This window comes from Pantoea pleuroti (assembly GCF_014156615.1).
GTDB classification, from domain to species: Bacteria; Pseudomonadota; Gammaproteobacteria; order Enterobacterales; family Enterobacteriaceae; genus Pantoea; species Pantoea agglomerans.
Window position 1 is genome coordinate 439,844 of sequence record NZ_SBFD01000001.1, and the last position, 12,413, is coordinate 452,256.

A 12,413-nucleotide genomic window follows, 5' to 3' on the forward strand; every position below is an offset into this window, starting at 1 on the left:
CTGCAGCATGGCCGCCGTACTAATCTGCACACATGTTTGCACGCATGTGCAAAAGCTGGCGCGTCTGCGTCATCCAGCCCAGGAGAACACCATGCGTTATTCCTCTCTGCTCGCTGCTGTAATCGTCTGCCCTATGATGCCTTTTGCTGCCTCGGCGGCGGGCAATCTTAATATGATCTGCTCAGCCGATGTGGTGGTGTGCGAACAGATGACCACGCTGTTCAGCCAGTCCCATCCCGATATTAAACTCAGCATGGTGCGGCTCTCTGCCGGTGAAGCCTATGCCCGTCTCCGCAGTGAGGCACGCAATCCCCGTACCGATATCTGGTGGGCCGGTACCGGCGATCCGCATATGCAGGCCGCCGAAGAGGGGCTGACCCAGGCCTATAAATCGCCATTGCTCGATCAGCAGCAGCCCTGGTCACAAAAAGTGGCGGAGATCTCCGGTTATCGCACCGTGGGCGTCTATGCCGGTGCGCTGGGCTGGGGCTATAACACCAGACTGCTGGCGGAGAAAAAGCAGAAAGTGCCTGCCTGCTGGGCGGATTTGCTCGACCCTGGCTTTAAAGGCGAGATTCAGATCGCCAATCCCAACTCTTCCGGCACGGCCTATAACACCCTGGCGACGCTGGTGCAGATCATGGGCGAAGACAAAGCCTTTGACTACCTGAAGAAGCTCAACGCCAATATCTCGCAATATACCAAGTCCGGCTCGGCACCGGTCAAAGCCGCCGCGCGCGGTGAAACCACCATCGGCATTGTCTTTATGCATGATGCCGTCGCGATGGAAGTGGATGGCTTCCCGATTAAGCCCGTCGCGCCCTGTGAAGGCACCGGCTATGAAATTGGTTCGATGTCGATCATCAAAGGGGCACGAAACCTGGCCAATGCCAAAGCCTGGTATGACTGGGCGCTCAGCGCTGAAGCTCAGTCGCATATGAAAGAGGCGAAATCGTTCCAGCTGCCCTCTAACCGCAAGGCGGAGATCTCTGAATATGCACCGCGCTTCGAGAACATCAGGCTGATCGATTATGACTTTAAAACCTATGGTGACTCAGCAAAACGCAAAGCGCTGCTGGGCCGCTGGGATAAAGAGATTGGTGCCAGCGCACAATAACGGTGGTGCACCCCGGCCACCTGGGCCGGGTCTGTGCCAGCCCGCGGTGGCGTAAGCCTGGTGTCCGCTTCCTGATCGAGGTGATTTATGAATGCGCACAATCGTCGCTTAACCGGCGCGCTGCTGGCGGGAGCCATCGCGCTGACGCTGCTGCCCTGGTATAGCCTGGAGCAGGGCTTCTTCTCGGGTGACTGGCTGTTCAGCTTATGGGGTGATGAGACCAATGCGCCTGCGCTGGGGCAGCTCGCGTTACACAGCTGGCTGGGCATCGCCGTGGCGCTGTGGCTGCTCTCTGCTGCCAGCGTCTTTCTGCCCCCGGGTCGCACCCGCAGCACGCTGCTGCTGCTGTTCAGCTCCTGCGGCATTCTGTTTCTGGTGCTGGAAGGGCATGCCATCGGTTTCAGTGGCTGGAACTGGTTATGGCTGGAGAACCTCGCCGGCCCGCTGGCGCAGGGACAACCGGCGATGGGCGCGGGTGCGCTGCTGCTGCTGACCATATTTTTGCTGATTTTCGCCTTTGCCCTGGCGGAGCGCGGCGTGCTGAAAGGCGATGCCTTTGTGGTGGCATCGATTGTGCTGCTGGTGGCGCTGGTCACGACCTTTGTGCTCTATCCGGTGCTGAGTCTGTTTGTCGCCTCGGTGCAGGATATTGATGGCAGCTTCAGACCGGACGGACTGATTGCCAATATGCAGGATCCCGCCATCTGGAGCCTCGGCTGTTTTACCGGTGGCACCTGCGGCACCGCCTGGCGCACGCTGGGACTGGCGCTGATGACGGCCAGTGGCGCTACGCTGCTGGGACTGGCGTTTGCACTGGCGGCGACGCGCACCTCGCTGCCGTGTAAAAAAGCGCTGCGGATGCTGACCATTCTGCCGATTATCACGCCGCCGTTTGTCATCGGTCTGGCGCTGATCCTGCTGTTTGGCCGCTCTGGCGTGGTCACCGAATCGCTGGCGACGCTGTTCGGCATCGAGCCGGGCCGCTGGCTCTATGGCATGACCGGCATCTGGATTGCCCAGGTGCTCTCCTTTACCCCCATCGCCTTTCTGGTGCTGATTGGCGTGGTTGAGGGCGTCAGTCCGTCACTGGAGGAGGCGTCACAGACCCTGCGCGCCAGCCGCTGGCGCACCTTCTCCCGCATCTCGCTGCCGCTGATGGCGCCGGGGCTGGCCAACGCCTTCTTAATCAGTTTTATCGAAAGCATGGCCGATTTCGGTAACCCGATGGTGCTGGGCGGCAGTCACGGCGTGCTGTCGACGGAGATCTTCTTCTCCGTGGTTGGCGCACAGAACGACCCGAGTCGCGCGGCGGTGCTGGCGATGATTCTGCTGGGCTTCACCCTGGCCGCTTTTCTGGTGCAGCGCGTCTGGCTCTCCGGCAAAAGCTTCGCCACTGTCACCGGCAAAGGCGATGGCGGCCGTCATGTGATGCTGCCGCGTCCGGTGCGCTACAGCGTCTATGGCATGGTGATACCCTGGGGTCTGTTCACCCTGGTGATCTACGGCATGATCATGATTGGCGGCTTTGTGCAGTCCTGGGGGCTGAATAACAACCTGACGCTGGATCACTACATCCGTGCCTTTAGCGTCAGCGTTAATCAGGGGCAACTGGTCTGGAGCGGCGTCGCCTGGAGCTCTTTCTGGACCACGCTGGAGATCGCCCTGATTGCCGCGCCGCTCACGGCCATTGTCGGACTGCTGACCGCCTGGCTGATTGTGCGACAGAAGTTTGCCGGTCGTCAGACCTTTGAATTCATGCTGATGCTGAGCTTTGCCATTCCCGGCACGGTGATTGGTGTGAGCTATGTGATGGCGTATAACCTGCCGCCGCTGGAGATCACCGGTACCGCGATGATCCTGATCGCCTGCTTTGTCTTCCGTAATATGCCGGTCGGCGTGCGTGGTGGTATTGCGGCGATGAGCCAGCTGGATAAAAGCCTGGATGAAGCTTCACTGACGCTGGGCGCAAACAGTTTCCGCACCCTGCGCAAAGTGGTGCTGCCGCTGCTGAAACCGGCTATCAGCGCCGCGCTGGTTTACGCCTTTGTGCGGGCCATTACCTCTATCAGTGCGGTGATTTTTCTGGTCAGCGCCCAGTACAACATGGCGACCTCGTACATTGTCGGGCTGGTGGAGAACGGTGAGTATGGCGTGGCGATTGCCTACTCCTCGGTATTGATAGTGGTGATGCTGCTGATCATTGGCCTCTTCCAGCTGCTGGTGGGCGAACGTCGCCTGCGTCGTGCAACCCAACCGGCAGTGATTATTGCCGCACCCTCTGCATCCACTCTGACTCAGGAGAGAGCCGTATGACGACCATTAACGCCGGATCGGTGGTGTTTGAACATGTCGCAAAGCGTTTTGCCGGTTTTACTGCCGTGCCGGATCTGTCGCTCACCGTAGAGCCGGGTACGCTGGTGACGCTGCTCGGGCCGTCCGGCTGCGGCAAGACCACCACGCTGCGACTGCTGGCCGGGCTGGAGCATCCCACCGCAGGGCGGATTCTGATTGGCGGCAAAGATGTCACCCATCTGCCCGCCAACGAGCGCGACGTGGCGATGGTGTTTCAGTCCTACGCGCTGTTTCCCCATATGAACGCCATCGACAATATTCTCTACGGGCTGCTCTCCTCGGGCATGAACAAACGCGAGGCGCAGGACAGGGCGCGCGAGGGACTGAAGCTGGTGGGTCTGGAGAGTCAGGGGCAGCGGCTGCCGTCGGAGCTCTCTGGCGGACAGCAGCAGCGTATTGCGGTCGCCCGCGCGCTGGTGCTGGAACCGCAGGTGCTGCTGCTTGATGAGCCGCTGTCGAACCTTGATGAGCGTCTGCGCCGTCGGGTGCGCACCGACATCCGCGATTTGCAGCAGCGGCTCGGGTTTACGGCGGTTTATGTGACTCATGACCAGGAGGAGGCGCTGGCGGTATCCGATAAGATTATTGTCATGAAAGAGGGGGATATTGCCCAGCAGGGTGCGCCGGAGACGCTTTACCATTCACCCAATTCGGTCTTTATCGCGGACTTTATGGGGGAGGCGAATATTCTGCCCTGTGAAGTGGAAGAGGCGGATGCGGATGACGCGCTGGTCCGGCTGGGTAATCAGCGCTTCCGGGTACGAGGTGCCGGTGCGAAAACCGGCAGTGCTCAGCTGGCGGTGCGACCGCAGTTTATTACATTGTCCGGTGACGGTCAGGGGGCGCTGCAGGGGGAGATCATTCACAGCACCTGGCTGGGCGACCATATCGAATATGAAGTCGCCACCGAACTGGGCGCGCTGTTCATTATCGATCCGCAGATGGAACAACGTCTGCCGCTTGCCGCCACAGTCGGCGTCAACTTCAAGCCGCAGGGCCTTGCCCTGATTGCCCGTTAATCTGACTAACTCAAGGAGTTCGCATGGAATCGCATGATGAAATAATGGCGCGTCTGGCTTTAGCGGAAGCCGTTGCCCGTGAAGGTGGTGCGACGGCGTTATCTTACTTCAACCGTCGCGAGACGCTGGTGGTGGAGACCAAGTACGATTTGCAGGATGTGGTGTCGATTGCCGACCGTGAAGTGGAGCAGCTGATCGCCAGCCGTATACGGGATGCGTTTCCCGATGATGGCTTTCTGGGTGAGGAGTCAGGCCTGCAGGCAGGACATTCTGACTACACCTGGGTGGTTGATCCGATCGATGGCACCAGCCCGTTTCTCAATGGGATGCCGAGCTGGTGTGTTTCCGTCGCGGTGCTGCGCGGCGATGTGCCCGTCATCGGGGTGATTTTCGCGCCGACCTATCAGGAGTGCTACGTGGCGGCACTGGGGCAGGGCGCGACGCTCAACGGTCATCGTCTGCAGGTCGATCCCACACGCACGCTGCAAAACCACGTTACCGGTTTTGGTGCCAACAGCTATGTCAGCCCGCAGCAGGTAGGCGAGATTGTGGCAGCGCTGCTGTCGGCAGGCGGTAACTTTATCCGTATTGGTTCCGGCGCACTGATGCTGGCCTGGGTTGCCGCCGGTCGGGTTGTGGGTTACTACGAACCCTATATGCACGCCTGGGATTGCCTGGCGGGTTACTGCCTGGTGAAAGAGGCGGGCGGCTGGTACCACCCGTTTAACACCGAAGGCGATCGCATCACTAAAGGCGCGCAGGTACTGGCCGTGGCACCGGGTGCCGAAGCGGATCTGCGGCGCATTGCCGGTTTATAATTATGTGACGCTGTCACGCTGATTGCGCTGCGGTCAGCGTGATGCCTCAGGCCGTAGCGTTTTGGTCAGATAGTGACGCTGCATACCGGTTTGCGGAAAATCGGGCAGGGACATCTGCGGCTGATAACCCTGTTTCTGATAAAACGGCAGGGCCTGAAAACTAAAGGTATCCACCAGCGCATAGAGACATCCCATCTTTTCCGCCTCCTGCTCTGCGGCTTCCAGCAGTGCGCTGCCCAGACCACTGCCACGGAGCGTTTCGTCCACCCAGAGATAATCGATACAGAGCCAGTTTCCTTTGCGTGCGGCGATCACTCCCCCGCGCAACATTCCCTGTTCGTCCCTGTGAGAAACCGACAGCGGTCCCCAGTTATCGCGGCTGATAAATTGCCGGTTGTAAGCTCCCAGTCCTGCCAGCAGTTCTTCCCTATCGTCGTCGTTGACCTGATGGGTAAGGGTAAATGTGCTCATCCTCGTCCTCTTTTAATCGTGGCTCCGGTTTATCCTCTTCAAAGGATAATTGTCATATTATCCGCTAAAGGGTATAAAGTGATTATTATCCTTTGCAGGGGTTAAATGGTATTTTATACCCTATCGAGGATAATATACCTGCGCTATGTTTACAGCCTGTGATCCAGAAGGAGTCACCCCATGATATACAGCCCGCTACAGCTGGCAAACCGGCTAAAGCTCATTCGTCAGCGCAATGGCTGGACCCAGAGTGAGCTGGCGAAAAAGGTCGGCCTGAAACAGGCTACCATCTCTCACTTTGAAAATGCCCCTGACAGCACCTCGCTGGCAACGCTGTTTAAGCTGTTACAGTCGCTGGAGCTGAGTCTGGAAGTTCAGGAGAAAGAGGAGGCCAGTGCGCCTCAGCTGCATGATGAGGATGAGTGGTAATGCAAAGGCTGATTGCGTGGATGAACGGCGAGCGGGTAGGCGTACTCACCCGCCAGCGAAACGGCGCTCATGAGTTTCAGTATGATACCGCCTGGCTGAGTAATCCGCTCTCCAGGGCGCTGTCACTTTCGATGCCGTTGCAGGTTAAAGCGATCACCTCACACGCCGTGATTAACTTCTTCGATAACCTGCTGCCGGATAGCCCATTGATTCGCGACAGAATCGTGGCGCGTTACCAGATTAAATCCCGTCAGCCGTTTGATCTGTTGCAGGAAGTGGGACGTGACAGCGTCGGGGCAACCATGCTGCTGCCGCCCGATATGCCACTGCCCGCACTGCAGGCCCGCTATGAAGTGCTGGATGAAACCCGGCTGGAAAGCGTGCTGTCGGCCTATCAGTCAGATATCCCGCTGGGGATGCTGCGTGAAGAGACCGATTTCCGCATCTCGGTCGCGGGGGCGCAGGAGAAAACTGCACTGCTGCTGACCGATGAAGGCTGGAGCATTCCTGCCGGTGCCACGCCCACCTCGCACATCATTAAGCTGCCGATCGGAGAGATTAAACAGCCGGCCGCGACGCTGGATATGCGCGAAAGTGTGGAGAATGAGTATCTCTGTCTGGCGCTGGCCCGTGCACTCGGTATCGACGTGCCGCAGGCAACGATTATCCGTGCCGGACAGATGCGCGCCCTGGCGGTAGAACGTTTCGACCGCCGCTGGTCACGCGATAAAACCCGGTTGATCCGCCTGCCGCAGGAGGATTTCTGTCAGGCGCTGGGACTGCCATCTTCAACCAAATATGAGTCGGATGGCGGGCCGGGCATTGCGGAGATCATGCAGATACTGATGGGATCGAGCAACGCCATCGAAGATCGCTATCGCTTTATGATGTTCCAGGTGTTTCAGTGGCTGATTGGCGCAACCGACGGTCACGCCAAGAACTTCTCACTGTTTATTGAGCGCGGCGGCAGTTATCGACTGACTCCCTTTTATGATGTGATCTCCGCTTACCCGGTACTGGGCGGCACCGGTCTGAACAAGCGAGCGCTGAAACTGGCGATGGGTCTGCGTGCCACTAAGGGGAAGAAGACAGAGATCGACAAAATCTTCCCGCGCCATTTTATCGCCACGGCAAAAAGCGTCAGTTTTGATCGTGACAGTTTGCAGCAGATCTTCGACTTCTTTATTAAGGCCTTTCCCCAGGCGGTGGTCTCGGTGCGCGATGCTTTGCCGCCAGGTTTCCCGCAGCACATCGCCGACGCCATTTTCAGTCATTCACTGATTATGCTGGAGCGGCTGCGGCACAAAGAGTGATGGCGCTTATGAGCTGGCAATATCCTGAAAAACCTCTCCTTCTGTGTATGGCTAAAAGCCTGTCGGCTATGCTTATCTGACAGGCTTAACAGGAGAGTCATGGTATGGAAGTGTCCGGGATGTGAAGGAGAGGCGTTTGTGTACGCCACGCGCGACGTCAGTCTAAATACGGGTAATCCGGAGGACGTTGTGCCAGATGTGAAGGGCGATCACTGCATCCGCTGTGGAGCAGTGATTATGAATGCCGGAACGTCGGAGTTATATCCCGAAAAGGCTGAAGCGCTGGAGAATGCAGGCGTGCCCATCAAATAACATAGAGAGCCCGCTTAGCGCGGGCTTTCTTGACTCTGTTACAGGGGGATGTCCATCTTTTGATAACACGCAACGAGTAAGTTGTGTGATTGTGGCACCCTACAGGGTAATCCTCAGGTTTACCCTGGGAACGGAAATCAAACCCCGTCAATCTGGCCACCGGAGTGCGTTATGGATGCCAATCGCTATGCCCTGGAAACAATCCCGTCACCGCCAGTATTTCCCGGTGCTGCCAGCCCTGTGATGTCTGATGAAACACTGCATCGCCGTCTGGCCGCCATTATTGAGCGGATGCAGCAGCAGCAGATTGCGCAACTGATTATCTATGCCGACAAAGAGCACGGCAGCAATTTTGAATATCTGGCGGGATTCATTCCGCGCTTCGAGGAGGCGCTGCTGGTGGTGACTCAGCAGGGCAAACTCACCTATATCATGGGTAATGAGAACCTCAAGCTGGTGCCGTTTGCCCGCAATCCGGGACGCTGCCTGCATGCGGCGGTCTTTTCTCTGCCCAACCAGCCCATGCGCGGGGAGCAGCCCCTGGCTCAGCTGTTAACAGAGGCGGGAATTGTGGCGGGAGAATGCACCGGGCTGGTGGGCTGGAAGTTATTTACCGGCAGGCAGCCAGGGATGTTTGATCTGCCGCAGTTCATCTATGCCGCGGCGGCGCAGGCAGCGGGCGGCGATGCGCAACTGGTAAACGCCACCGGATTGTTTATCTCGCCTGACAACGGTGCACGCTGCGTTAACTGCGCCGATGAAGTGGCGTTTTATGAGGCGGGGGCCAATCTTGCTTCAACCGCGATGCTGGCTGCGCTGGATAGCGTAGCGCCGGGTGTCACAGAGAAGGCGTTAGGCGCACGTCTGAACGCAGAAGGGCAGCCAAACACGGTGGTGACGATTGCCGCGACCGGCGACCGTTTCGCCCAGGCCCGGCTCTATCCGTCTGATAAACGGATTGCAACAGGCGACAAGCTTTCTCTTACCACCGGCTACAAAGGCGGGCTGACCAGCCGCTCGGCATACGTGGTCAGTGACGCTTCTGAGTTACAGTGTAACGTATCCGACTGGCTGACCCGGCTGGCTATCCCCTATTATCACGCGGTGGTCAGCTGGCTGGAGCAGTTGCGGATCGGGATCAACGGCGGCGAACTCTATTCGCTTATCGAAACGGTTCTGCCGAAAGCGCAGTATGGCTGGCATCTTAATCCGGGGCATCTGGTGGCTGACGAGGAGTGGCTAAGCTCGCCCATCTATCCCGATTCAGCCGTGACACTGAAAAGCGGTATGCTGCTGCAGATCGATATTATCCCGTCGGTGCCGGGTTATGGCGGCTGCAGTATCGAGGATACGGTCGGTCTGGCGGACGCGGCATTGCGTGATGAGCTGGCGTGTCGTTTTCCCGATCTCTGGCAGCGAATGACTCAGCGCAAAGCGTACCTGACAGACGTGCTGAGGATTGAGCTTGCTGAAGAGGTGATTTTGCTGTCGAACACGGTAGGCTATCTGCGCCCTTTTTTACTGGATAAGCGCCGTGCGCTGGTGCGCCAGCAGGGGATTAACCGGCCTGATGCGGCCGGTAATAATTTGTAAAATTTAACTGAGAGTAAAACGCAGGCGCTTCTGTCAGGATACGCGCCTCAGAAAGTTCCTGGTTGCTCTCATTCGATGAAATGGTTTACCAAAAACGCGGTTTTGTTTGCCTGCAAAACCTCCCTTGCCGCGTTTATCGCACTCTCTGTGGCGCTCATTCTTAACTTCGAAAAACCCGCCTGGGCGCTGACCACGGTGTTTGTCACCTCGCAACTCTATGCAGCATCGACCGTCTCGAAATCGCTGTTTCGCCTGCTGGGCACGCTGCTGGGCGGCATCTTTATTCTGCTGATTTACCCCGAAACGGTGCAGTCGCCAGTGTTATTCAGCCTGGGCGTATCGCTGTGGGTGACGGTTTGCCTCTGGCTCTCTCTGCATGACCGCACGCCGAAGAGCTATATCTTTATGCTGGCCGGCTACAGCGCGGCGATTATGGGCTTTCCTGACGTGGAGTCACCGTCGGCAATCATCAACACCGTAGTTTCACGTATTGAGGAGATTACGCTGGGCATCCTTTGCAGCACGCTGGTTCACCGGCTGGTGTTTCCGGTTTCGATGCATCATCTGCTGGGGCAGAGCGTTAATCTCTGGTTTCAGAACGCGCGCAAACTCTGTGATGAATTGATCAGCGGAGTGGCAAAGAACAAATCGCTGGAGCGGGAAGATATCCTGATTCAGATGGCGGGTTATCCGTTGAATGTTGAAACGCTGCTGACCCACTGCGTCTATGAGGGCGAAGCGGCGCGTAATGTCATCCGTCTGGTCAGCGTACAGTATCAGCATCTGACTTATCTGCTGCCGACACTGACCGCGATTGAGTCACGGCTGGGTGTGCTGGCCGAACTGAATATTCGTTTTCCGCCGTGCGTCACCGACATGTTTCAGCAGTTTCTGTTGTGGCTGCATCACGACCGGATTAACGATATTGCCGGACTACGTGAAGCGATTGCTGCCAGTCAGGCAACCCTGGAACACGAATGGCGGGCAGGGCTGCTGGCAACCGAAGAGAGCCTGCTGCTGATCGGGCTGCTGGAGCGGCTGGCTAACTTTGTGCGCATTGCCGATGCTTATGAGAATGTCAGTGCGCGCGCAGGGGATCTCTACAGCCACGGGGATGGGGCGGCGATCCGCAATATCCGGGAACACCGGCATATCGACAAGGGACTGTTACGCCTGTCCGCGCTGACGGCATTTCTGGCGACTTTCCTCTCCAGCCTGTTCTGGATCGGCAGCGGCTGGGCCGATGGGGCGAATGCACCTCTAATGGCGGCGATCATCAGTTCATTTTTTGCTGGTGTCGATTCCCCGGTAACGCCAATGAAGCTGTTCGTGAAAGGGGTGATGATTGCGCTGGTGGTCAGCCTGTTCTACATCGCTTTTCTGATCCCGCAGGCCAATACCTTACAGGCGCTGATGATCATACTGCTGCCCGGTCTGATGCTGCTGAGCCTGGTCATTGCTAATCCGGCGACCAATCTGGTGGGGCTGAGTGTCGCCATTCAGATCCCCGGTTTTATCGGCTTAAGCCATCACTATGTCCCCAATCTGATCGTCACGCTGAATGCGGCCATCTCCTCGATGGTGGGGATTATGTTTGCGGTGGTGCTGACGGCGTTGATTCGCAACAAACGGCCGTCATGGATCGCCAGAAGAGCGGTGCAACGGGGACTGCGCGATCTGTTAGGGTTTATTAAAATGGTGGAGCGAAATTCCGCCACGCTACTGTCACGGCAGCAATTTATTGCGCGGATGCTCGACCGGGTGAATATCATTCTGCCGCGTAAAAGGCTCGATCCGGTGCCGGATATCGTGGTGGGGGGCTATCTGATTACTGAAACCTGGCTGGGCGCCAACTGTTATGACTTCTACGCACGTTATCGTGAGGTGCTGGAGAGTCATCAGATTGATAGTGGTCAGATGTTTCACGAGCTGGCGCTATACCTGAAGCGCAAGATGAAGTCGCTGCAGTTAGCACCACATCAGGATCTGCTGGAAGAGCTGGATCTGTTGCTGCTAAGACTGGAGCCGATCGCCCGACAGGAGAGTGTGGCTGTTGCGCCCTTAATCCATCTGTTTAATATTCGGGTATCACTGTTTCCACATCAACGCTGGCCAGATTAACCCGGTATAACAGGACTGGCTGGTGGGGCTAAGAGAGCGCTTGCCGGGACCAAAGCGGATGACAGTATTTTAGTTACATCATACATTAGCTTTTATTTAGATAAGAAGTCACGCAGCGTGCCTGTTTATCATGTCTGACAGGAAAATAAGATCAGCTGAGTGGAAAGGTTGGTTGGTTGGTAAAAATGGCCAGCAATGGCCTGAGCGTGAAGCGCAGGCATTATACCGCTTTTAATTCAGTCTGTTACATTTTCAATTCTCTAGCCAGACACGCCTGGTTGATACCGGCCATAAACGCGTCCCGATGCGCCAGAAGCCTGCAATAAGAGCAGGGCGCGCGCATCTCAATGCACGAAAGCAGGGTGCATGCAGGAAACGTTCAACGGTAATAACTCAGCTGTTATCCTGCGGCTGGAGCTGATAAATCCACGCACTGTATTGCCGATTATCCTCGGCAGAAACACAAACCTCGACGCGATCATAGCCATCTTCAAATGCATCCAGCATCGGCCAGTGGGCATCCAACTGGTCGGAGAGAAACAGATAACCCGGCACGTCGGGGCCATGCTCATCCAGAACGATGCCCGGAAAATCAGCCGCTGCGCCCCAGCCGCGCTGATAGAAGGTGCCGTTCACCGAACCGGCCAGCCATTCTCCGCCAATATTTTCCAGGATATGGGCATTCTCACGGCCCGGACAGAGCGTGCCATAGACAAATAAGCGTTTCATTTTTTCTCGTCGTTGAAACAGTGGAAGCCAGCAACTTTAACGTGACAAAAATGGATTGTCTTGCGGAACTGCCTCTTCAGCTTCTCAAAACGCCATGCGTAGGTAAATTCTGCGTACTGCCAGCCCCATCAAATGCGCA

Annotated in this window: 11 protein-coding genes; 9 read left to right on the forward strand and 2 right to left on the reverse strand. The window is 57.1% G+C overall.

What is annotated here, in order from left to right; genetic code table 11:
• Positions 1 to 91 precede the first annotated feature (91 nt).
• The 4 genes from EPG66_RS02190 to EPG66_RS02205 all read left to right on the forward strand — a co-directional run bounded on the left by EPG66_RS02190 (position 92) and on the right by EPG66_RS02205 (position 5,306).
• On the forward strand, positions 92 to 1,117 hold the full coding sequence (locus tag EPG66_RS02190) for an ABC transporter substrate-binding protein (RefSeq protein ID WP_031592292.1): 1,026 nt from the start codon (positions 92 to 94) through the stop codon (positions 1,115 to 1,117).
• Between the two features lie 87 nt (positions 1,118 to 1,204).
• Positions 1,205 to 3,430, forward strand: coding sequence for an ABC transporter permease (locus EPG66_RS02195; RefSeq protein WP_031592293.1), 2,226 nt, complete (start codon positions 1,205 to 1,207; stop codon positions 3,428 to 3,430).
• Positions 3,427 to 4,488 carry an ABC transporter ATP-binding protein gene (locus tag EPG66_RS02200; protein ID WP_039386572.1) on the forward strand — a complete coding sequence of 354 codons (1,062 nt, stop codon included), beginning with the start codon at positions 3,427 to 3,429 and terminating at the stop codon, positions 4,486 to 4,488. Before EPG66_RS02195 ends, EPG66_RS02200 begins: the two co-directional genes overlap by 4 nt.
• A 23-nt stretch (positions 4,489 to 4,511) precedes the next feature.
• Positions 4,512 to 5,306 carry an inositol monophosphatase family protein gene (locus EPG66_RS02205; RefSeq protein WP_137227663.1) on the forward strand — a complete coding sequence of 265 codons (795 nt, stop codon included), beginning with the start codon at positions 4,512 to 4,514 and terminating at the stop codon, positions 5,304 to 5,306.
• Between the two features lie 33 nt (positions 5,307 to 5,339).
• Here the strand turns inward: EPG66_RS02205 and EPG66_RS02210 are convergent, their stop codons facing one another.
• Positions 5,340 to 5,777 carry a GNAT family N-acetyltransferase gene (locus EPG66_RS02210; protein ID WP_031592296.1) on the reverse strand — a complete coding sequence of 146 codons (438 nt, stop codon included), beginning with the start codon at positions 5,775 to 5,777 and terminating at the stop codon, positions 5,340 to 5,342.
• A 180-nt stretch (positions 5,778 to 5,957) separates the two neighbouring features.
• Between EPG66_RS02210 and hipB the strand changes: the two genes are divergently transcribed.
• The 5 genes from hipB to EPG66_RS02235 all read left to right on the forward strand — a co-directional run bounded on the left by hipB (position 5,958) and on the right by EPG66_RS02235 (position 11,545).
• Positions 5,958 to 6,206: a type II toxin-antitoxin system antitoxin HipB gene (gene hipB / locus EPG66_RS02215; protein WP_022625644.1), complete on the forward strand. Its 249-nt coding sequence runs from the start codon at positions 5,958 to 5,960 to the stop codon at positions 6,204 to 6,206.
• The gene (locus tag EPG66_RS02220) at positions 6,206 to 7,519 is read left to right on the forward strand and encodes a type II toxin-antitoxin system HipA family toxin (protein WP_182685848.1); all 1,314 of its coding nucleotides are present in this window, start codon (positions 6,206 to 6,208) and stop codon (positions 7,517 to 7,519) included. Before hipB ends, EPG66_RS02220 begins: the two co-directional genes overlap by 1 nt.
• A gap of 99 nt (positions 7,520 to 7,618) precedes the next feature.
• A complete protein-coding gene (locus EPG66_RS02225; protein WP_182685850.1) occupies positions 7,619 to 7,831 on the forward strand; it encodes a type II toxin-antitoxin system MqsA family antitoxin in 213 nt (70 codons plus the stop codon).
• Positions 7,832 to 8,002: 171 nt separating this feature from the next.
• Positions 8,003 to 9,424, forward strand: a complete 1,422-nt coding sequence (locus EPG66_RS02230) for a M24 family metallopeptidase (RefSeq protein ID WP_182685852.1) — start codon at positions 8,003 to 8,005, stop codon at positions 9,422 to 9,424.
• Between the two features lie 75 nt (positions 9,425 to 9,499).
• Entirely contained in the window at positions 9,500 to 11,545 is a 2,046-nt protein-coding gene (locus EPG66_RS02235) for an FUSC family protein (RefSeq protein WP_182685854.1), read from the forward strand.
• Between the two features lie 393 nt (positions 11,546 to 11,938).
• On the opposite strand, the gene EPG66_RS02240 is transcribed toward EPG66_RS02235, so the two are convergent.
• The gene (locus EPG66_RS02240) at positions 11,939 to 12,274 is read right to left on the reverse strand and encodes a gamma-glutamylcyclotransferase family protein (protein ID WP_039386593.1); all 336 of its coding nucleotides are present in this window, start codon (positions 12,272 to 12,274) and stop codon (positions 11,939 to 11,941) included.
• Between the last annotated feature and the right edge of the window lie 139 nt (positions 12,275 to 12,413).